Source organism: Chryseobacterium sp. RU37D (genome assembly GCF_900156075.1).
Classification (GTDB): Bacteria; Bacteroidota; Bacteroidia; order Flavobacteriales; family Weeksellaceae; genus Chryseobacterium.
The window spans coordinates 21,817-44,670 of the sequence record NZ_FTMM01000025.1; the positions used below are offsets into that span (position 1 = coordinate 21,817).

The following is a 22,854-nucleotide window of genomic DNA, read 5'->3' on the forward strand; positions in this document are numbered from 1 at the left end:
AATTTTAAATTTTACTACTTCATTTTCATTCATAAATTTGACTTTCTTCTTCAAAATCGGCAGCTCATTATTATATTATTTCAATGAAACCTCCGCTTTCACATTCATTCCTGTTCTCAGTCTTTTTGCAACGTCTTTGTCAAGATTCACAAAATCTATTTTTATAGGAAGTCTCTGAACTACTTTTACGAAGTTTCCGCTGGCATTATCCGGAGGAAGAATAGAGAAAGTAGCACCGGTTGCAGGTGAGAAAGAGCTTACGATACCATTAAATTCTTTGTCAGGGAATGCATCGATCTCGATTTTCACTTTTTGACCTTCCACCATTTTATCAACCTGAGTTTCTTTGAAGTTGGCCACTACCCATTTCTGGTCGTTCTTCACTAAAGCAAATAACTGTGAACCGGCCTGCAGATATTGCCCTGCCTGAATCGGAACTTTTCCGACATATCCGTCTTCAGGAGCAACGATTACCGTGTAAGACAGGTTTAATTTTGCATTTTCAACATCTACTTCTCTTTGTTTTGCTACTGATCCTGCTACGCTGATCTGTTGAGAGCTTGCAGCAGTCTGGGATGAAGCGATATTCGTCTGCTGAGCAATCTGGTTTCTCTGGTCTATTAAGACCTGCAATTGCTTGTCAGCTGTTTGTTTTGCCGCCAGAGCCTGCTCGTACTGCTGTTCTGTAATAGAATGATCTTTTACAAGATTAGCATATCTTTTTAAATCCTGTGAAGTTTTCCAAACGTTTACTTTTGCTGCTTCGATCTGCGCATTTGCTGTTGTTACTGCTGCTTCGGAAGAACCAATATTTTTCGAAGTTGCAGTCGTGGTAGCCTGGGCGTTTGAGATGTTGCTTTTTGCTGTTGCCAAAGCTGCTTCTGCCTGTTCAAGAGCCATTTTCTGATCTCTGTTGTCTAAAATGACCAGCGTATCTCCTTTTTTTACAAACTGGTTATCTTTTACTTTTACTTCCGTTACATATCCTGAGATTTTAGAAATCACCGGAGAAAGATTGGAAGCAATTTGGGCATCATCGGTTTCTTCGTGAGCCTGGCCGTATGTGTAAGCGTTGTATCCGTAAATTCCTCCACCGATTAAAACAACCGCTAAAATTATTGGGAAAACTAAAGTTCTTTTCTTTTTAGGTTCAGTCGCTTGTGTAGTATTATTTTCCATTGTTGGTTTCGTCTTAATTTTATTTAGTAGTTAAAGTTCCTGTAGTCTGTAATAGTTTTCTGTAAGCTAATGCTGCATCTGCTTTTGCATTGATTACACCAACGTTTGCCGCAATCTGCGCTGCATCTGCATCCAGAAGCTCTGTCATGGTTGCAAGACCGTTATCATATTTATTTTTTGTAATTCTGTAATTTTCGTTGGCCTGTTCAGCAGATTTTTCGAAAACAGTGATTCTCTTTTTAGAATAATCGGTGTTTTGATATTCCTTGTTTACATCAAGCTTAATATTGTCATTTAATAGCTCATTGGTAGCTGCCAACTGCATTTCTCTTGCCTGAGACTGCTTTAATGAAGAGTTTTTCTTCCAGATATTGGATAAGTTGTAGGAAATCCCAACTCCTACATTCACTGCATTATAGATCGTCAAAAATTTAGGAATATCCGCCGCTACATACCCTCCGGTGAATGCTATTGAAGGCAGATTTTCAGCTTTTGCCGCTTTTGTTCCCAGCTCGGCTGCTTTTCTCTGCATGTCCAGCGCCTGTAGATCCTTACGATTTTCTCTAGCTGTATTCACATAATAATCCACTGATTTTACGTCATTTCCTTCTTCAATATAATTCTGATCTACTTCAAGCTCTATGATTTCCGGAAGGCCCAGCAAAAGATCCATATTGATATTGGCGATATTATAGTTGTTTTTAGCTTCCAATAATTGCAGCTCAATATTTGAAGTCTGAAGATTGGCTTTCAACCTGTCGTTTCTGGCGATCAATCCGTTGTTTTCCATTTTAAGGAAGGTTTCATCTCTTTTTTGTGACGCAACCAGATTTTCTTCCAAAACTTTGATCGACTGATTGGCTTTAAACAAATTATTATAAGCCTGAGCTACATTATAAGCAATGGCAACTTTATCATTTTCGGTACTCAGCTTTGATGCTTCCACCAGATATTTTGCTGACTGGATACCGTATTTTATTCTCCCGCCGCTGTAGATCGGCACACTGAGGTTTGCAGATCCGTAAAGCACCTGATGTACTTCAGGGCCCCCTCCTGCTGAAACTCCGGGAAGCTTTAGATCTATGGTAGGTTTTATCGGAAGGTACATATAGCTTCCCGAAACCTTCAATTCCGGAAGTTGTCTGTTCTTCGCTTCCAAAAGATCTGCTGTAGCTTCTTCAATTTTAGCGGCATCGATCTTAAGATTTTTGCTGTTTTGGATACCCAACTTCACAGCTTCATCAAGAGTGAGTGTTTTTTTCTGCTGAGCATTTGCATTTGCAACCCCTATAAACAGGGCCAATGCAATGACTGAGTTATTTATTCTCTTCATAACCTAAAAGGTCTTTTAGTAAGTATTTAATATGAGTATTAAGTTCTGTGTAATATTTTTCTTCAAAAGCTTCATCATCTTCTGTATTGTTAAGGAATTCCTTATACATTTCTTTTGCATTGGATGCATAGAATAAAGTTCCGCTCACTGTCGAATGAAGCAGATAAATAGGAGGGTTTTTTGTAAAAATTCCTTTTTGTAATCCGCTTTCCAAAATTTTTGAATACATGGTAAGAAATCCCATCTTTGTCTGCTTCAGAAATTCTACTATCTGAGGATTTTCTGCGTGAAGCTGCTCTCTCTGCATGATTCTGTAGAAGCATTTATGATTTCGTACTTTACCAGCAAACTGGTCCACGATTTTTTCTACTTTCTCCCAGTCGTTGATATCCGTTCTCTCAATGATGTCTTTTGAGAAGAACTGTCCTTCATTCATTCTATATTCTACAAGCTTTTCATAAAGCTTTTCTTTTGAACCAAAATAGTAAGAGATCATAGAAATATTCACATTCGCTGCCTTGGCGATCTCCCTTGTGGAAGTTCCTTCAAAACCTTTTTCAGCAAAAAGCTTTTCTGCAGCAAATAATATATTTTCTTCTTTTGAAATCATTTTTTATACATTCATTTATCAAAGTACAAATGTACAATAGATTTCTATATAAATCAAACGATTGATTGGTTTTTATTGTAAATTTATTTACATTTGCTAAGATTTATTGTTAATCATCTGAAAAACAATCGATTATAATAAGTTTAAAAATTGAATTAATATTATAGATTTTATATTATGAAAGGTACTATTGATTCTTTATCAATTCAAACATTTAAGTTTTTGAAACCAAGAAGGTATAATATCTGGAGGTTTTTATTTTGGTGAGAATAACAGCCACAAATTCCTAGCCCAGATTGCAACGGCATCCTTTTGGCGCGGCCGGAGCAAAGCGGAGGCCGTGCCAAAAGATATAGTGGAAAGCTGGAAAAAGCTTCTAAAAAAATTTCACAATTAAAAACTCTTCCAAAGTCGGAGCTTCTATGAATTTTTATGAATATATCTCGATAATTTTATTCCTAAATCTGTCCAGATAATTTTAGGGTTCCCATTTCTTGTCAAATGAAGGTCTGCGGTGCTTATTTCGTCCAGAATGTTTTCAATATTTGCTCCGCTAATGAATTTTGAAAAGCCAGCCCAATTAAAGCCATTTGCATCAATCCTTTTATAAACCAAGCTTTCCGACTGATAATTCTGAAGTAAAGCCAGCCTGAAAATCTCCGAACAATAATTTAAAAAATTCTTTTGCCTTTCGCGGTTCCAACCGGCAATTTCCCGAGCCCAGAAAATAATGCTTTTTAAAAACTCTGGCTTCTTTTTTACCATAAATGCATCACGAACCCACTGTACGAAAAGTTTTTCAAATTCTTCATTCTTATTTCCCGATTGTAATAATTTTAAGGCATCATTCAGGTCTCCCTGAGCTTCATGAACAATTTCCATGATTCTTTCATCAGAAACATTAAAATTATTTTTTAAATAAGCTTCAATATCTACATCATTAATCCTCGGAACTTCAACAACCTGCGTTCGGGAAAGAATTGTGGGTAGGATATCGTTGGTAGATTCTGCCGTTAATAAAATAACGGTTTTTGCGGGTGGTTCTTCTAAAAATTTCAGAAATTTATTGGAAGCGGCAACATTCATTTTGTCGACTCTCCAAATGATTAGAATTTTTGTTCCTCCTTCAAAACTTTTTAATGAAAATTTTTGGTTCTGGTCATCAATTTCATCGGCAGAAATAAAAAGCTGCTTGTTTTCGGATTCTAAAAAGGCCGTCCAGTCGTCATAGCTCGAATAAGGGGAATTCATAATCATTTCTCGGAATTCCTCAAATTTATTTTTACTTAAAGAATTTTTATTATCTGTAAAAACAGGAAAGCTGAAATGTAAATCCAAGTGATTTAAATGCTCAACTTTTGAAGCTGCATGTTCATTTTCCAAGCTAAAAACTTCCTTTGCATAAGCCAATACTATTGGCATCGTTCCATAGCCTTCCTTTCCTACGAAAAGCTGGGCATGGCTTACTCTGTTTTCGGCAATACTCTCTCTCAGAAGTTTTTTCAGATTTTCTTGTCCGGCAATGTTCTCCCAATTCATGGCTCAAAGATAAAGAAAATTGTAGTTGGATAGATTGTGAATCTTATTTTATAAATGAATTTTGCTTTGCATAAGAATGGTAAATTTTATTGATTCTGAAAATTATCAAATGTAATACATTAACTATTTAATATCCTTCGTCTTTTTTATGCGTTTTTTTAATTTCCGCAACCTTCTAGGAAAGGAAAATTTGAAAGCGCACCTTATGTTTAATTTATTGCAATAAAATTGACAATAGAATTAATTTATAATTCATCATTCACGATAATTATACCTATTCATACCCCTTAACAAACTTTAACCTCTTATAATTTTTACAATTCATTAATATTTAAGATATTTGCGCATTGTTTTAAAAATAAAGAATGAAAAAAATCTTTGTACTATCATTCATATCAGTTGGATACTTCCTAAATGCACAGAATATAAGTAACTCACCCTATGCAGCTTATGGAATTGGAGATGTAAAATATGATAATACGATTGAAACTACCTCTATGGGAGGTATATCAACAGCATACATTAGTGATTTTACCAGCAATTTCAACTTCGCAAACCCTGCGAATAATGCTAATTTTGAGCTTACAAGTATAAAACTGGAAGCCTCCAACGAAAACAATTACTTCAAAACGAATTACAACAATACGAAGTCTACAAAACATTCTACGTATTTATCTAATATTTCATTAGCATTTCCTTTGTCACCAAAGCTGAAAATGGGGCTTTCTTATCAGCCATACAGCTCAAAAAGCTATGAAATCATACATACCGATGAGCTTAACTCAAACGGTGTAGTATATGCTACACGAGCCAACAGATTCAAAGGAAGCGGAACCCTGAATACAGCTCAGATTGCTTTAGGCTATAAGGTAAATGAGAAGTTTGCGGTGGGTGTAAGAGCCAATTATTATTTCGGAAACCTTTACGATCTTAATGAATTGACACAATCCAATGCAGAGCTTATCAACGGATATGAGACTAAAAACAATGTCCGTAACTTTAATTTTACTTTGGGAGCAAGCTATCAGAGCCTAAATACAAGTACCGACAGAAAATTGACGATAGGTGCTACCACTACTTTCGGAAACACCGGTAATATGGCCACAGAGTATAAAAACAGCACTTATTTTTATAACTCAACGGGAGATATCGCTACCGGAAGCGAAAGTATTATAGAGCAGAAAAGCACAAGCTCTAAAAACCTTTTACCACTGCAGGCCTCTGTAGGTGTGGGGTATGGAGAGGAAAACAAATGGTTTTTATCCGTTCAGGGAGATTATAAAAGAGGAGAAAGTATAGCCTACTTCGGAAATACATTAGACCTTCAGGATTCTTACAGAATTTCAGCAGGAGGATGGTATTTACCTAATTATAATAACTTCAGAAGCTATTTTTCAAGAGTTGTTTACCGATATGGAGCATTCTATGAAAAAGGAAATCTGAAAATTGCCGGCCAGGACATCAACAAGTTTGGGATTTCTGCGGGAGTGCTTTTACCGTTTAAAAACAGCAGCATAACAAGAATGAGCGGTCTTGAGCTAGGCCTTGAAGTTGGTAAAAGAGGAACTCTTAAAAATAATCTGATCAATCAAAACTTTATCAACCTCAGAGTTGGTTTCAATTTTGCTGATAAGTGGTTCAGAAAGACTCTATATAACTAAAATGAAGTTTTTTAGAAACATATCATATAAAAAAAATATAGCATACCTTTTTAGTTGTGCTATATTTTTTGTCATAACATCCTGTGAAGAAGACCTCACGAAAGCCGGCGGCAAACAAAGTAAGAACTTTCCGTCACAAATCATTAATAATGCCAATATCATCCAGAGAGATTCCGGGTTTGTAACCATGCGGGCAAAAGCTCCAATCATTGAAAAATATGAGCTGATCGACAGTCCGTACACCGTTGCCAGAAAAGGGATTGATATTCAGTTTTTTGATAAGAAAAACCCCAAAGTTCCCGGAACTATCAAAGCAAAATATGCCCGCTTTTTTGAATATAAAAAATTCTACGAAGCCAAAGGCAATGTGAAAATTACTACCAACGAAGGGCAAAAATTTGCCATGCAGAGCATTTTTTGGGACCAGAGAAAAAATCGGATTTATACCCACGATACAGTATATGTAACCATGGAGGACGGCTCTACCCTTGTCGGCGCCCACGGAATGACAGCTAAAGACGATTTCTCAGAATATGTTTTTTACCAGAATTCGGGAGACTTTGCTACCACCAAATTATCAGAATCAAAAAAATAATTTATGATCTTTCAGGCAATAGGTTTAATGTCGGGAACCAGCTTAGATGGCTTGGATATTTGTTTTGCAAAGTTTGAAAAACAAAATATCTGGAACTTTAAGATCCTGAAGACCGAAACTATTCCCTATTCCGAAGAGTGGGAAAACCGCCTCAGGAATTCCATTCATCTTTCACCGGAAAATTTACTGGAACTACATTCTGATTATGGCTTTTACCTCGGGAAAACCGTTAAAAACTTCATTGAAAAATACCAGCTTTCAAATATAGATCTTATTGCTTCTCACGGACATACGGTTTTTCATCAGCCTCACAGAAAATTCACCTTACAAATCGGTGATGGAAGAGCCATTAAACTGGAAACTAATTTACCCGTCATCTACGACTTCCGAAGTCAGGATGTTATAATGGGTGGAAACGGTGCACCATTAGTCCCTATAGGCGACGATTTATTATTTTCGCAATATAATGCCTGCCTGAACTTAGGAGGATTTTCTAATATTTCATTGAAGATTAATAATCAGAGAATTGCCTTTGATATTGCACCTGTCAACATTATTTTGAATAATCTGGCACGGAAATTCAAAAAAAATTTTGACGAAAACGGAGACTTATCCAGAACAGGAAAGATTAATGAAGAATTATTATCTGCATTAAATTCACTAAAATTCTATCAGCAGCCACACCCAAAATCTCTCGGAATTGAATGGTGCAACGAAAATATATTCTCTCTTTTCGAAAATATAGAAACGATTGATATTCTTGCAACTTTTACAGAACATGTTGCTCAACAAATCACGAAAGTTTTTAATGAAAATAAAATAAATAAAGTACTTTTTACAGGTGGCGGAACGTACAATCAATATTTAATTGAGAAAATTAAAGCTAAAACAAACGCTGAAATCATCATTCCCGAAAAAGAGATCATAGAATATAAAGAAGCTCTGATCTTTGCATTCATGGGAGTTTTAAGACTAAAAAATGAAATCAATGTTCTGGCTTCCGCCACAGGAAGCCCGAACGACCACAGTTCGGGTATAATTTGCTGAAATATTTAAATCTTATAAAAAAACTACAAATATGAATTCGCCAATCAGTTCAAAATCTTTTAAAAAGGTTTTCATTACCGATGAAATGGGAAATAGGAAAGAAATTACTGCCCACAAAATTATTATAGAAACAGGAAAAACAGAATTTGAAATTGATCCTTCAGAAGAAGATGGATTTAGGATTTTATGTTTAAAAGCAGATGAATTTGATCAGTATTTTGATCTTTGCTTGCGTCCTTTTGCTGCAAACGGGGTACATATTTCGGCAGATAAGTTTAATGTATTCTAATGCTTATAGAACCCTTGAAAAAATGCTTCATGAAACTCATGAAGCATTTTATTATTTGTAAGCCTCGATCTTGTCGGTCAAAGTATTTATAAAATTCTGTAAAGGCTTTTCTACCATCATTTTAATAAATGGATTGAATTTTCCTTCAAACAGCATCTGAACCTCTGTCTGATTTTCATTGATAGGATGTAAAGTGGCTGTTAATGAAAAATCCAAACTTGAACTTGCAGACTTCAAAACTGCCTTCTGATCATTCACTTCATCAATTTTTAAAGCAATTTCCGGCATTCCCTGTAGCCCGAATTTAAATCCGTCCTCTCTCGTTTCAAACTTTTGAAGGCCGTCCGGCATGAATTCTTTGTAGTTTTCTGGAGATTTTAAGATTTCTGTAAGCTCTTTAGATGATTTATTGACAATAATCTTTCGTCCTTCTAAATTCATTTTTTATTTTTGTATTTAAATTCTAATTCTTACAAATATATGTATAAAGTTTTTGTGAACGAAAAAAAATTATTACTATCTAAGCAATCTGAAAACTTAGAAAAGACGCTTGGGTACGAAAACGTCACAACTTTGGAGATCGCTCTCGATCTTTTGGAAAATACATCTGTAAGGGAATTGAATGTTTTTGGCGAAAATATTGAAGAAGTATGGCTGGAATTCCAAAAACTATTCAGGATCATTGAAGCAGCTGGAGGCCTTGTAAATAATTCTGACGATGATATTCTTTTCATCAAAAGGCTTGGAAAATGGGATCTTCCGAAAGGCAAAATGGAAAAAGGCGAATCCCGTGAAGAGTCTGCTGTAAGAGAGATAGAGGAAGAAACAGGCCTGAAAGACGTGGAGCTGGTACAGTTTATCAATACCACGTATCATATTTATGTTGAAAGAAATGGCGATAAAGTATTGAAATGTACCCACTGGTTTGAGATGAGATTTGATGGAGAAGATACTTCAAAACCTCAAATTGAGGAAGGAATTACTGAAGTTGCCTGGAAAAATACAGCTCAGATTGAGAATGAAGTCTTCCCAAGCACCTTCAAAAATATCAAATTGATCGTAAAAGAATTTTGGAATATAAAGTCTAAATAAAATCAATTGCTTTCTCCAGCGCAATGCCTCTCGAGCCTTTTAATAAAATATTACCTGAATGGATTTTATTCTGTTTCAGATATTCTATTAACTCTGCAGTGTTTTCAAACGAAATTGACGAAAAATTTATATTTTTAAATTGTTTTCCAACAGTAATGATCTCATTAAACCCTAGTTCCTGAGCGAGCTTCAGAATATTTTGATGCTCTTTTTCACTTTCCTCTCCCAGCTCAAGCATATCACCAATGATAATTGTTTTAGAACCTTCAAATGTTATAAAGTTACGCAGGGAAGCGGCCATTGAGCTTGGATTAGCGTTGTAAGTATCCAGTACCAAGGTTTTCCCTTCTTTTTTTACCACTTGGGAACGCATATTTGTCGGTGTATAATTTTCAATAGCGTTTTTAATTTTCTGAAAATCAATTCCGAAATGGAGACCAATGCTGGATGCAGTACAAAGATTGGTAAAATTATATTCTCCTGTAAGCTTGGAAACTGCCTTTAATTCTTTATATTTTAATCCAACAAAATGCTCTTGAGAAAACAATTCGAATTGATAATCTGAACTGCCTGCTCCAAAGGTAATTTTCGGTGAATAATTTTCGGTCTTCTCTACCTGAATTGGATCATTTTCGTTAACAACTATTGTTTTATGATGGTTTTTCAGATAATCATATAATTCTGACTTACCTTTAATCACCCCTTCAAATCCTCCGAAACCTTCAAGATGAGCCTTTCCGAAATTAGTAATGTAGCCATAATCCGGCTGTGAAATGGTGCATAAAAGCTCAATTTCTTTCTGGTGATTGGCTCCCATCTCTATAACAGCCATCTCATGCTCTGGTTTAATGGAAAGAATGGTCAAAGGCACCCCGATATGATTATTCAGATTTCCAAAAGTATACTGCACATTGAATTTCTCTGAAAGTACGGCGTGGATAATTTCCTTAGTAGTTGTCTTTCCGTTGCTTCCCGTAAGCCCGATAACAGGAATTTGCAGTTGATTCCTATGATGAATTGCAAGTTTCTGTAAAAATTCTAAAGTGGATGGAACGTAGAAAATATTTCTGGCTTCATTTTCAAAATCCTTTTGCTCAACGATTACTGCTAAAGCTCCTTCATCAATAGTTTTTTCAGCTAGCGTTGCTGCATTGAAATTTTCTCCCGAAAAAGCAAAGAAAATATCATTCTTTCCAACTTTTCTGCTGTCAATAGTTACCTTTTCAGACTGTAAAAACAAAGAGTAAAACTGTTCTATATTCATAGTTCAAAAATAAAAAACCTTCCAGAATTCTGGAAGGTTTTTTGAAATTATTTTGATAAATATTATCTTCTAGTTCTACCTTTGTCGCTAGCTCTTGCATCCTGAGCAACACGGAATCCGATCCATCCATAAGCTTTATCTTGGTTCTTATATCTTCTTTGCCCTGGATCTAACCAGTAAGCTGTATCCTGCCAGGAACCACCTTTTACTACCCTGATGTCATTTGTCATAGCTGAAGTTCTTTCTTTTCTGTCTTTCTGAAGAACTACTTTTCCTTTTGCATCTACAATGAACCTTTTTTGAGGAGCATTGTAGAAATTGCTTGTATCTGCAGAATCTGAATTGCTTCTATAATCAAGAGAAGACATTCTGTCACCATCTCTATAGTTTCCGTAATTAGCAATAGTTTCTCTTTCAAACTGACCTGGTAAGTTTCTGTAAACTAATCTGCCATCAGCCAAAGTATCATATTTAATGTTGGTTTCATCTACCATTTTGTAAGTACCATCAGCATTTTTTACAACGGCCTGAGGAGCATTTCCTCTATAGTAGTTGAAGTCACTATAATCTTCATCGATGATTGGTCTGTAGATATCGGCAGTCCATTCGGAAACGTTTCCGAACATACCGTAGATTCCGAGGTCGTTTGACGGATATTGTCTTACATCAGAAGTTCTTGCAGAACCATCATTTTTCCAGCCTGCAATACCAGAGTAGTCACCCGCTCCCATCTTGAAGTTTTCAAGATACATTCCTTTATCTCTACCTTTAGTACCTCTTAATTTTTCAATTTCAGGGTCTTTACCTAAATATTGGTTGTATTCTCTGTTTTTAGCCATACCTAGCGCAGCATATTCCCATTCTACTTCAGTAGGAAGTCTAAATTTCTGAACCATTGCAGCACTCGGTGCTCTGTTAGCAGCTAACAATCTCTGGTTGGTAGTTTTAATACCATTCTTCTGCTGCATTCTTTTTTCATTGATATATCCTTGCATTTCAGGATCATTCGATTTGAATTTATCCATGTTGAATGCAGTTCCACCTTGATTGTTTGATTCGTTGATATACAAATCTTTCGCAATAATACCCGCTTGCATTAAAGCTTTTTCGTTTGCTCTGTCTGTCAACCACTCGCAGTATCTGTTTGCCTGAGTCCAGGACACACCTACTACCGGATAGTAATCGAATTCAGGAGAACGGAAATACGTCTCGTTGTAATCATTTCTAGATAGTTTGTTGTCCCATAATAAGGTATCCGGCAAAGCGCCGTTGTAGATTTCCTTAAAACTAGGATCACTTGGAGGGAATACATACTTCAACCATGTAAGGTATTCGCGGTATTCGTAGTTAGTAATTTCTGTTTCCCCGATGAAGAAAGAACTTACCTGCATTCTGTGCGGTGAGTTATTCCAATCGTGCATAACATCATCTTTCACTAATCCCATTGTAAAAGTTCCACCTTCTACATATACCATTCCCGGCCAACCTTTCTGCTTTTGTTGCTTTCCTGCAAAAAACCAACCTTGTTTTTCGTTTGGTTTCCAACCCGTTTTGCTGACAAATTTTTTAGTACCACCTCCTTTGCTAGTACCTCCACCACAACTGGTTAATGCAAGTGTAGAACTTAATGCTATTAATGAAAACAACTTTAGTTTTTTCATAGTCGATATAAATATTTTCAAAGTACAAAGAAAAAATAAATTATTCAATAAATCAAGTAAAGAGTTGATTTTTTTGAAAAACGTTAACAAATTAATTTTATTGTATCACAATTTAATTATAAAATTTTCATTTATTTTGTAATTCAGAAATTTCAATAATAAACATGAAACAAAAAATCTCGCTTTTATTTCTAATATGTTTTGTATCAACAGTTTTGGCTCAAAGAATAAACATTGAATGGGATGGTTCCAAAATCCAAGACTTCGGCGATACAAAACTGAATCTCCCTAATTTTAAAAATCAGGGATTTTCATTCAGCCAAAATAACATTTTTATAACTACTAAACAAAAAATTGGGGAAAAGCAATTAAAAGTTTCTAATCCTGTCTGGGAAACTGTTTCCAGCAAGGATTTATATGAAATAAGCAAAGACCTTCTTCCTGATTATGAGATTAAAGATGTCACCTATTATTATCTTGATGGCGAAAAATATGCAAGCATTAATATCGCTTTATTCAAAAATATCAAGGGAAAGATCCAAAGGTTGTCTTCATTTGAGATTTCGGAGACCAATGCATCTAAGATTATTGGAAGCCCTCTGAAAGTAGGAACAACTACCAATCCTCTTTCAACAGGAAACTTTTATAAAATAAAGGTTGATAAATCTGGTATTTTCAAAATTACAAAACAATTTTTGCAGGATAACGGGATCAACCCTTCTTCTGTAAATCCTAAAAATTTCAGGATCTATGGAAATGGTGGAATCATGCTTCCTGAACATAATCAGGATATAAAATATAGTGCTCTTCAGGAAAATGCCATTCAGGTAGTAGGTGAAGATGATGGGGTATGGAATGATAATGATTATGCTTTATTCTACGCTCAGGGACCTAATGGATATAACCTTTACAATACATCCAACGGAAATGGATATAAAAGAGTTGATACCAGAAACGACAGAAGCGAAAACCTGAAAAATATTTATGAAGATTATTCATACTATTATATCAACTTTGATAAAGGTCCGGGAAAAAGAGTGCAGCCTGTTGACATCAATCTTCCGACAACACCTTTAATTACTAGATTTGATAACTACCAGGTGATCAATAATGATCAGAAAAACCTGATGAAGGTAGGAAGAATTTGGGTAGAAGACGCATCGTTTACTACTGATAAAGCCATTACATTTACCACGGCTTCTTCTATTCAGGGAGGTGATCAGATCAGATATAGAGCTCAGGTAATCGCTTATAAATCTCAGCAAAATAGTATTTCTTTTGATATTAATTCTCAAAATCCTTTTACAGTTTCTATTCCTCCAGTGAACAGTAGCGGAACTAATGATTTTTATCCTGCTAGATATTCAGGAACCATTACAGGATTAAGCAGCAACCAGATTACATTTAATTTAAAACCAAATATTTCTGTAAATCCTAACGGAAATTTCTATGTAGATTATCTGGAAGTACAATATAAAGACAATCTTGCTTTCAATGGCAGCCAAATGAATTTCAGGGATTTTTCATTGATCAGCGGAAGCAACACAACCTACGGTTTCAGCTTATCCAATGCTTCTTCGGCAGAACAAATCTGGGATGTGACTGATATTACCAATGCTAATAGAAGGGTAAACAAAGCTGCAGGAAATACTACTTTTAATTTTGCATATACAACTTCAGATCCTAATTTTAATAATGAATTTGTGGCTTTCAAAGCTGACGCTGCTTACAGTCCTCAATTTGTGGGAAGAATTAATAATCAGAATCTTTCTGCTCTTCAAAATGTAGATTATCTGATAATTACAACTCCTGAAATGATGGGACAAGCTCAAAGACTGGCTACTTATCACCAGACTAAAAATGGCTTCAATGTACAAATTGTAGATACAGATAAAATTTATAATGAATTTGGAAGCGGAAGCAGAGATCTTACTGCAATCAGGGATTTTGTTACTAAACTGAATACACCGCTTGGAACTTTAAAGTACGTTTTCATTTTAGGAGACACTTCTTATGACTATAAAAACAGAATTTCCAATAACACGAATGTGGTTTCCAGCTATCAGAGTGAAGAATCAATGGATGTAATCAGGTCTTTTGTGACAGATGATTATATTGTGATGACAAAACCTCAGACCACCGAATTTATTACCAACAATCTTCCTGACCTTCCGGTAGGGAGAATTCCAGCTGCCAATGCTACAGAAGCTGCTAATATGATTGATAAAACACTGGCATATTACAACAGTTTATCAGGACAATCCACACCTTTCGGAGAATGGAGGATGAAGCTAGATTTCGTAGTGGATGATGATAATGATGGTGGTATGCCTTTCCATACGGTAATGAACAATACACTGATGTCTACTTTTGAGCAGCCTGCTACCAACAATCTTAAAGAATATAATGTAAGAAAACTCTATCTGGATGCTTTCCAAGGGCAAAGTACAGCAGGTGGACAAAGATATCCTCAGGTAAACCAGGCGATTTCCAATGATATAGGAAACAGCTTATACCTTTTCTATTTCGGACACGGTGGAATCAATGGTTGGGCTCAGGAAAGGGTTTTAACTTTAGATGAAGTTCAAAATGCCAATAATTTCTCTAATGTATACAGCAGATTCCCATTTGTATCAACAATTACCTGCGAATTTACACTTTGGGATGAGCCGGACACTTCTTCTGCAGGTGAGCAGTTCATTAAATTAAAACAAGGAGGCCCGGCTGCAATGATTACATCCAGCCGTGCAATTGACGTGGGATACGGCATAGATTTCACCAATCTTTATACTCAAAATATTTTTAAATTAACAAGCGACGACTTCGATACTTTAGGATACGCCCATTTAAATGCTAAAAAGCAAAAAGGTTCTGCTACAGAACATTTAAAGGTAAATTTCCTTGGAGATCCGGCCATGAAATTAAGCAGACCTCAAAGATTATTGATGATTGACGCTATTGAAACACCGGTTCCGGGACTGATCAGAGGATTGGATTTTGTGAAAGTAAAAGGCCATATCAATAAACCTGACGGAACGCTTAACACTACCTTCAATGGAAGGGTTGTCATCAACATTTTTGATAAGAGATTAAATAAGCAGACTTTAAATAATGATGGTAATTTGACTCCTATTCTTCAATACACAGAAGAAGGAAGCGCCATTGTAAAAGCTTCAGGAACAGCAGTAAACGGAGTTTTTATTGTAGAATTTTACGTTCCGAAAGATATCAACTATGCAATTGGGCAGGGAAGAATCTTAGGATATGCGGATAATAAAGCAAGTGATGTTTTCAATAATCAGTCTGTACAGGTAGGAGACATTAATCCAAACGGAATCAATGATAACGAGCCGCCAAAAGTAAAATTATATATGAATAACACCAACTTCGCAGACGGAGGTATTACAAACCAGAACCCCATGCTGTTAGCTTGTGTAACGGATGATACAGGAATTAATTCCACAGGGTCTGGTATCGGTCACGATATTACTGTATATTTGGACGGGCAAATTATAAATACCATTGTTTTGAATGATTTTTATGCTTCAGGTGAAGGAAATGGATGTCTGAGCCCCAGTCTAGCAGACTATCAGAAAGGAAATGTAACCTACCCTTTCAGAAATTTGCCAGTAGGACAACATCAATTAACATTTAAAGTTTGGGATATAAACAATAATTCGACAACTGCTACGTTAAACTTTGAAGTTAAGGATGAAGCCAATCAGCATTTGGTGATCAACAGACCTCTGAACTGGCCGAATCCGTTTACGAATAAAACATATATTCAGTTTGAGCATAATTGTGATGATATTTTGGATGTGAATGTTCAAATTTATACAATTACCGGAAAACTGGTTAGAACTTTATCTACTCCTGTAGTTGCGGAACCGTTCCTACAGGGCTTTAGAACACCACGTCAGGCAATTGAATGGGACGGAAGAGACGATTTTGGTGCTACAGTAGCAAAAGGTACGTATATTTTTAAGATATTTGCAAAAAGTCAAAATCAAGAAAAATGCAAAGGAAGTGCTACAGCTGTAGAAAAAATGGTACTTTTGAAATAATTTTAAAACGAGAACAATAATAATATTAACAAAAAACTGATAATATATAAAAGACAACATATGAATTTAACTACTAAACTGCTTTTAGGAATTGGGTTAAGTGCTGGTTTTTTAGGCTATTCTCAAGATTTAAGCCTGGTAAGACCCGTATTAACCGGGGCTCCTTTCTTAAGAATCGCACCAGATGCAAGAGCTGGAGGTATGGGGGATCAAGGTGTGGTTACCTCTCCGGATGCCTTTTCACAATTCTGGAACGCGGCGAAATATCCTTTCAGCAGAACAAGTTCTTCAGTGGGGGTGAACTATACTCCTTACATGGGGAAACTTACCAATGATGTGTTTTTATTATATGGAGCGTTCCATAAATTTTTAGGGCAGGAAGAAAGATCTACCATCTCTGCGAGCATCTATTACTTCAATATGGGTGAAGTAGATTTGACTCAATTAGTAGGAAATGAAGTAACATCAATGGGTACATCAAAACCGAACGAATTCTCTATTGACGTTGCTTATGGTCTTAAACTTTCAGATTCTTACTCAATGGCCGTTACAGGTAGATATATCCGCTCAGATTTAGCCGGAGGTTTCAACACGGATACTACACTTAAGCCAGCGAACACCTTCGCGGTAGATATTTCAGGATACTACACCTCGCCTAGGTTCTCCAGCTTCGGAGGATATGACGGTAAAGTAAATGCCGGTTTTGCCGTTCAGAATCTAGGTCCGAAATTAGATTACACAGGAAACGAAAATTCAAGATCTTACCTTCCAACAATGGCAAGATTAGGGGTAGGATATGATATGTATCTTGATGATATGAACAGAGTCGGGATCAGTGTTGAAGGTTCTAAAATCTTAGTTCCGGGTTCAGAATTCGTAGGAACTGATCCTAACACAAGACAGCCGATCTATGAAGTTCCAAACGTTGGTGTAATGGCAGGTATCGGAAAATCTTTCAAAAACAAAAACTCTATTATGTATAGCGGGGCATTAGAATATTCGTATGACAATGCATTCTCTGTAAGAGGTGGTTACTTCCATGAAAGTGAAGAGCAGGGTGCAAGACAGTTTGCTACTGCAGGTATCGGGTTAAAATACCGTTCTTTCGGCCTTGATATTTCTTACCTGATCAATATGTCTAAAATTAATACTGCTTTGGATAACACATTACGTTTCGGCCTTACCTGGAACATTGGTGATGAAACTTCAAACGCAGATAATTAAGATTAAAAAATATAGAAAAAAAGTCTCATCTGGTATGAGACTTTTTTATTTTATATACAAACTGATTTCTCGATTCTATTTTTTACTTAAGATTGTAAAAAGAACCTGTGCACCTTTGGGTCCGGCTTTTGTTTTATGCTTAATATCAGGTTTTATTTGGAAGCTCTCCCCTTTTTTTACACTAAAAGATTTTCCGTTTTGTATAAAAATAGTAATCTCTCCTTCCAGGACATAAGCCACCTCCGGAAAATTGTGGATATGAAAATCTTTTGTTTCATTTGCAGGGATATCTGTCAACCCCATCACCATTGAGCTTGAGCTTCCGGATACTTCAATCCTTTCAAGAATGGTTTGTTTTTCACCTTTAGCTAATTGCTGTGCATTTGCAAAAAAAGCCATGTTCATTATCCCCATTAAAAGTAAAAATGTAATTTTATAAAAGAATTTATTTTTCATAATTTGTCGATTTAGCGATGGTAATATTTTTAAAATTAATATTAAATACTTTATTTCACAAATCAAATGATTTATAATTGTTTAAAAAGCACAATATTCAATATTTTAGATTTTAATAATGAAAAAAATTCTTTTAAAGATTATAATTAATAGATTTTAGTAACAAGGAAATTTCAATTGCTTTTTTCTCTGATAAATTTTATTATTTTATCCTGTTTTTCTATTTTCAATAATTATTTTTGTAGTATGAACTACTCTGCAGAACTCAAAAAATTTGTAACCAGCCAATACGTATATTCTGCCATCAGGATTACGCTTGCTACCGTTCTGCCATGTGTAGCTCTTGCTCATTTCGGGATTCTGAAAGAATATTTCCTCTTCCCTCTTGGGACGAGTTTCGTAGCTCTGACTGATCAGCCGGGACCTTTTATCCGAAGAAGAAATGCATTGACGTTTGCTACTGTTTGCTTCGTCACTGTCGCGCTTATTGCAAGCCTAGTTATGAAAATTAAAGTGCTGATCTTTACTGAAATCATCGTTTTCGGGATGTTTTTCTCTCTGATTGGGGTGTACGGGCAAAGATTGGCAGCCGTGGGATCATTATCTTTGGTTGTCCTTGCCATCTTTATTGATGGGCACCTTACGGGAACTGAAATTTTAAAAAGCTTACTAATTTTCGCTTCCGGATGTATCTGGTTTTTATTAATATTTTTAATTGTAACCACCATTCAGCCTTACAAACTGGCCAGCCAGATGATTGGAGAAAACTATCTCCAGCTAGCGGAATTCCTGAAAATTAAAGCCAATTATTACCAGAAAAACCCGGATTTTGATAAGCTGACAACACAGGTTATCGCTAAACAGATCGAAATAAAAAACCTACAGGAAGAAACCCGGGAAACAGTATTCAAGACACGGATCATAGTTAACGAATCAACCACTACGAGCCGCCTGCTTATGCTGATGTTCCTGAATTCTATGGACCTTCATGAAAAGCTGATGACCTCAGAAAATGATTATCAAAAGCTCCAACAGAGCTTTGACGACAGTATGATACTCGTGAATATTCATGACTATCTGAGCCTGCTTGCCCAAGAAATTACCAATATCGGGATTTCGCTGCAGATCGGGACAAGGGCAAAACCTATGTTTAACCTCGAAGTTGAATTAAAAAGCCTGAACCATGATTATTTTGACCTGAGGAATAAAAAAATCTCTCCTGATAATTTTGAAAATTTCATGATCCTGCGCCAGATTCTGATGCGTATCAACGAAATTACAAAAGAGATCAATGAGATCTACAAAGTCTTTTCCCAAAACGTGAAACTTGCAAAAAGCCTTTCCACGGGACTGGATTTAAAAAAATTCATGCCGAATGAGGAAAAGCTTAATTTTAAAGTTCTAAGAAACAATATTTCTCTCTCTTCATCACATTTCCGTCATGCATTGAGAATCACTATTGCTTTGCTGATAGGCTATTCATTTTCACTTTTTCAATTCTTAGGAATCGGGCATACGTACTGGATTTTAATTACCGTAGTAGCCATTTTGAAACCTGCCTACTCCATCACGAAAAAACGGAATCTGCTACGTTTATACGGAACAGTTGCAGGAGCTGTCATTGCTTACGGAATCCTCAACTACATCCATACAAGCGAGGTTTTATTTGCCACTCTTCTTTTAAGCATGGTCATGTGCTTTAGTTTTTTGAAGGGAAAATACTTCTGGGCAGTTTTATTTATGACCATTTATGTCTTTCTGAGCTTTAATTTTTTAAGCCCGGGAAATGTAGATGTTATTTTTAGGGACAGAATTGGTGATACAGTTATTGCAGCAGTGATCACTTCTTTAGTAGCCTACATTGTACTGCCTGTTTGGGAGCATACCCAAAATTTGGATCTAATGAAAAAATCGGCGGAAGCTAATTCAATGTATTTCCAAAGTGTAATTTCTAAGTTTCTGGAAGAAAAATATGATATTGAAGATTATAAAGTAAAACGTAAAAATGCCATCATTTCATTAGCCAATCTTTCCGACAATTTTCAACGTATGATTTCCGAACCTAAAAATCAACGGAAAAAGCTGGAGATTGTTCATCAGTTTGTAGCCACTTCACACCTTATCACAGCATATACAGCTTCTCTTTCACAATACGTAAAAGATGATGAAAAATACCCCGAAATAGATGCGGAAAGCTGGAGCCGTAAAATTGAAGCCGAAATGCAGAAAGTTTCCAATCTATTAAGAGGCGACAAAATCACCGAAACACTGAATATGGAAAGCCGTATCGAGCCTGAAGATTCTTCGCTTGAAGACCTCATTTTAAAAAGAAAGCTTGAGCTTATAGAAAATGAAGCTTACGATATGAGAGATCCCGATAAAATATCTCATTTAACGGAGCTTAAAAATATTCACGACATTCTGGAACTGATCTATGATGTAGCCAAAGAGCAGCGAAAAGTAATTGAAAAGTATAAAAACGAATCTAATAATCCAGGTGCTTCAACAGGCTCAGTATGACATTTCTAATATTATCTGTTTTTATTAACTTTTAATTTGTAGCGGTGTCATGCTGAGCCTGTCGAAGCATCTCAATCTCAATTTCAACAACCTTAAATCCCTCCTATTCCTCAACAATCGTAAAGCAGTAATCATCAAAAAACTCCACCCTGGCCCTGAATTCATCTGAAAACTGTTCGTCATAAACCCGGCAGCTAATATGATGAAGATGCTTTAATTCAAAAGGTTTTACTTCGTAATTCTTTTTCAGTGACCAATAATTGGAATGATGGATCTTATACATGCTTTCTTTCACACTCCAGATAATCGTATAAAAAGTAACTTCATTGTCAAAAGGGATAAAACCTCTTTCATTTTCGTAGGTAAATTTATCGATAACCCTTAAAATTTTAGGATTAAATTTCTCAATATCAATCCCGATTTTATTTTTAGAAATAGCAATCGCCGCAAAAGGAAAAGAATGCGTAATGGAAATTTCTGCATCTTGCGGATACAAAAAAGGCTCTCTTTCTTTATATAGGATTTTTGAATTGGGCTTCAGGCCTTTCAGCATTCTTCGCACCATTAGCACTTCCAATAATTTCTTGGGGTGATAATCTTTTACCTTCTCAATATTTTCCGGTTCAAGAAGTGTATTAATATCCAAATCTTCGGTTTCATCATACTTCCATACGAGAATCGTGGCATTGTCATCTGAAAAATCGCGATAAAGGGGCATATTTTTGGCTGGCAGGATTTTAGTTTGTAAATTTGCGAAAAATTTTTCAGATAGATGGAAACAACAACCCAATACGTTCCTTATAAAGTAAAGGACATTTCCCTTGCAGAATGGGGAAGAAAGGAAATCACTCTTGCAGAGGCTGAAATGCCAGGTTTGATGGCTATCCGTGAAGAATACGGACCGTCTCAGCCGCTTAAAGGTGCAAGAATTGCTGGATGTCTTCACATGACGATCCAAACAGCTGTGCTTATCGAGACATTGGTGGCTTTAGGTGCTGAAGTTACCTGGTCTTCTTGTAATATTTTCTCTACACAAGATCACGCTGCTGCTGCTATTGCTGCTGCAGGAATCCCGGTTTATGCATGGAAAGGTATGAATGCTGAGGAATTTGACTGGTGTATCGAGCAAACTTTATTCTTCGGAGAAGAAAAGAATCCTCTTAACATGATCCTTGATGATGGTGGAGATTTAACGAACATGGTTTTCGATAAATACCCTGAATTAACAAAAGAGATCAAAGGACTATCTGAAGAAACAACGACAGGAGTTCACAGACTATACGAAAGAATGCAGAATGGTACTTTGGTAATGCCTGCTATCAACGTAAATGATTCTGTAACAAAATCTAAATTCGACAATAAATACGGATGTAGAGAATCTGCGGTAGATGCTGTAAGAAGAGCTACTGACGTAATGTTGGCAGGAAAAAGAGTGATCGTTTGCGGATTCGGAGATGTGGGTAAAGGTACTGCTGCTTCATTCAGAGGAGCTGGTTCTATCGTAACCGTTACTGAAATCGACCCTATCTGTGCGCTACAGGCTGCAATGGAAGGTTATGAAGTGAAAAAATTAGATACTGTAATCGAAAATGCAGACATCATCATCACTACAACAGGTAACTTCAACATTGTACAAGGTTCTCACTTCAAAAAAATGAAGGATAAGACTATCGTTTGTAACATCGGTCACTTCGATAACGAAATCGATATGGCTTGGTTAAACGATAACTACGGTTCTACAAAATATGAAGTTAAGCCTCAGGTAGATGTTTACAACGTAGACGGAAACGAGATCATCATTCTTGCAGAAGGCAGATTGGTAAACTTAGGATGCGCTACAGGACACCCAAGTTTCGTAATGTCAAACTCTTTCTCTAACCAGACTTTGGCTCAGATCGAACTTTGGAACCACTCTGATAAATACGGAAATGAGGTGTATACTCTTCCTAAACATTTGGATGAAAAAGTGGCTGCTCTTCACCTTAAAAAATTAGGTGTGGAACTTGAAACTCTTACTGAAGAACAAGCTAAGTATATCGGTGTAGATGTGAAAGGTCCTTTCAAGCCGGAATATTACAGATATTAAGAATCCTTTATTAAGAAATAAAAGAAAAGCCTCACGTTTTGTGGGGCTTTTTTGATATATTTATTATAAAGGTTCACAGTTTTTTATCTCTGAATAATTATCTTATTAATATCTATATTTTTGTCTTTTAAACTTCCTTTGGATATACTAATTTAGCTTCCAGTTAGAGTTAAGCATAAAACCTTAATTTTAACGTATGAAACAAGGGCGAAAAATCTATGATCCAGCTTTTAA

The 22,854-nt window shown here is 36.0% G+C and carries 18 protein-coding genes; 9 read left to right on the forward strand and 9 right to left on the reverse strand.

What is annotated here, in order from left to right:
• Window positions 1-75: 75 nt before the first annotated feature.
• From BW926_RS11675 to BW926_RS11690, 4 genes are all read right to left on the reverse strand, one after another.
• Window positions 76-1,179 carry an HlyD family secretion protein gene (locus BW926_RS11675; protein ID WP_076447269.1) on the reverse strand — a complete coding sequence of 368 codons (1,104 nt, stop codon included), beginning with the start codon at window positions 1,177-1,179 and terminating at the stop codon, window positions 76-78.
• 19 nt (window positions 1,180-1,198) lie between these two features.
• A complete protein-coding gene (locus BW926_RS11680; RefSeq protein WP_076447271.1) occupies window positions 1,199-2,512 on the reverse strand; it encodes a TolC family protein in 1,314 nt (437 codons plus the stop codon).
• A complete protein-coding gene (locus tag BW926_RS11685; protein WP_076447273.1) occupies window positions 2,496-3,122 on the reverse strand; it encodes a TetR/AcrR family transcriptional regulator in 627 nt (208 codons plus the stop codon). The genes BW926_RS11680 and BW926_RS11685 overlap by 17 nt, the downstream gene beginning before the upstream one ends.
• 420 nt (window positions 3,123-3,542) lie before the next feature.
• Window positions 3,543-4,661, reverse strand: coding sequence for a DNA polymerase III subunit (locus BW926_RS11690; protein WP_076447274.1), 1,119 nt, complete (start codon window positions 4,659-4,661; stop codon window positions 3,543-3,545).
• A 365-nt stretch (window positions 4,662-5,026) separates the two neighbouring features.
• Here BW926_RS11690 and BW926_RS11695 point away from each other — a divergent pair, with 365 nt between their 5' ends.
• Genes BW926_RS11695 through BW926_RS11710 form a run of 4 tightly spaced genes read left to right on the forward strand, consistent with a single transcriptional unit; the run spans window position 5,027 to window position 8,253 of the window.
• Window positions 5,027-6,322, forward strand: a complete 1,296-nt coding sequence (locus BW926_RS11695) for a hypothetical protein (protein WP_076447276.1) — start codon at window positions 5,027-5,029, stop codon at window positions 6,320-6,322.
• A 1-nt stretch (window position 6,323) separates the two neighbouring features.
• Window positions 6,324-6,917: an LPS export ABC transporter periplasmic protein LptC gene (locus BW926_RS11700; RefSeq protein ID WP_076447277.1), complete on the forward strand. Its 594-nt coding sequence runs from the start codon at window positions 6,324-6,326 to the stop codon at window positions 6,915-6,917.
• Between the two features lie 3 nt (window positions 6,918-6,920).
• Window positions 6,921-7,964, forward strand: coding sequence for an anhydro-N-acetylmuramic acid kinase (locus BW926_RS11705; protein ID WP_076447279.1), 1,044 nt, complete (start codon window positions 6,921-6,923; stop codon window positions 7,962-7,964).
• Window positions 7,965-7,995: 31 nt separating this feature from the next.
• The gene (locus tag BW926_RS11710) at window positions 7,996-8,253 is read left to right on the forward strand and encodes a hypothetical protein (protein WP_076447280.1); all 258 of its coding nucleotides are present in this window, start codon (window positions 7,996-7,998) and stop codon (window positions 8,251-8,253) included.
• 51 nt (window positions 8,254-8,304) lie between these two features.
• Here the strand turns inward: BW926_RS11710 and BW926_RS11715 are convergent, their stop codons facing one another.
• Entirely contained in the window at window positions 8,305-8,694 is a 390-nt protein-coding gene (locus tag BW926_RS11715; RefSeq protein WP_076447282.1) for an orotate phosphoribosyltransferase, read from the reverse strand.
• 39 nt (window positions 8,695-8,733) lie between these two features.
• On the opposite strand from BW926_RS11715, the gene BW926_RS11720 reads away from it, so the two are divergent.
• Complete coding sequence (locus BW926_RS11720; RefSeq protein ID WP_076447283.1) at window positions 8,734-9,345, forward strand: NUDIX hydrolase; 612 nt, start codon at window positions 8,734-8,736, stop codon at window positions 9,343-9,345.
• Here the strand turns inward: BW926_RS11720 and BW926_RS11725 are convergent.
• Window positions 9,338-10,609, reverse strand: a complete 1,272-nt coding sequence (locus BW926_RS11725; protein WP_076447285.1) for a UDP-N-acetylmuramoyl-tripeptide--D-alanyl-D-alanine ligase — start codon at window positions 10,607-10,609, stop codon at window positions 9,338-9,340. The two genes, BW926_RS11720 and BW926_RS11725, sit on opposite strands and share 8 nt — an antisense overlap.
• Window positions 10,610-10,671: 62 nt before the next feature.
• A complete protein-coding gene (gene gldJ / locus BW926_RS11730) occupies window positions 10,672-12,270 on the reverse strand; it encodes a gliding motility lipoprotein GldJ (RefSeq protein WP_076447286.1) in 1,599 nt (532 codons plus the stop codon).
• A 164-nt stretch (window positions 12,271-12,434) separates the two neighbouring features.
• On the opposite strand from gldJ, the gene porU reads away from it, so the two are divergent.
• Complete coding sequence (gene porU / locus BW926_RS11735; RefSeq protein ID WP_076447288.1) at window positions 12,435-16,334, forward strand: type IX secretion system sortase PorU; 3,900 nt, start codon at window positions 12,435-12,437, stop codon at window positions 16,332-16,334.
• Window positions 16,335-16,394: 60 nt separating this feature from the next.
• Entirely contained in the window at window positions 16,395-17,558 is a 1,164-nt protein-coding gene (gene porV / locus BW926_RS11740; RefSeq protein WP_076447289.1) for a type IX secretion system outer membrane channel protein PorV, read from the forward strand.
• Window positions 17,559-17,633: 75 nt separating this feature from the next.
• On the opposite strand, the gene BW926_RS11745 is transcribed toward porV, so the two are convergent.
• Window positions 17,634-18,014 carry a cupin domain-containing protein gene (locus BW926_RS11745; RefSeq protein ID WP_076447291.1) on the reverse strand — a complete coding sequence of 127 codons (381 nt, stop codon included), beginning with the start codon at window positions 18,012-18,014 and terminating at the stop codon, window positions 17,634-17,636.
• Between the two features lie 246 nt (window positions 18,015-18,260).
• Here BW926_RS11745 and BW926_RS11750 point away from each other — a divergent pair, with 246 nt between their 5' ends.
• On the forward strand, window positions 18,261-20,534 hold the full coding sequence (locus BW926_RS11750; RefSeq protein ID WP_076447292.1) for an FUSC family protein: 2,274 nt from the start codon (window positions 18,261-18,263) through the stop codon (window positions 20,532-20,534).
• 103 nt (window positions 20,535-20,637) lie between these two features.
• Here the strand turns inward: BW926_RS11750 and BW926_RS11755 are convergent, their stop codons facing one another.
• Window positions 20,638-21,252 (reverse strand): 4'-phosphopantetheinyl transferase family protein, encoded by a 615-nt coding sequence (locus BW926_RS11755; protein WP_076447294.1) that lies wholly within the window; start codon window positions 21,250-21,252, stop codon window positions 20,638-20,640.
• A 54-nt stretch (window positions 21,253-21,306) separates the two neighbouring features.
• Here BW926_RS11755 and ahcY point away from each other — a divergent pair, with 54 nt between their 5' ends.
• A complete protein-coding gene (gene ahcY / locus BW926_RS11760; protein ID WP_076447295.1) occupies window positions 21,307-22,620 on the forward strand; it encodes an adenosylhomocysteinase in 1,314 nt (437 codons plus the stop codon).
• Window positions 22,621-22,854 lie beyond the last annotated feature (234 nt).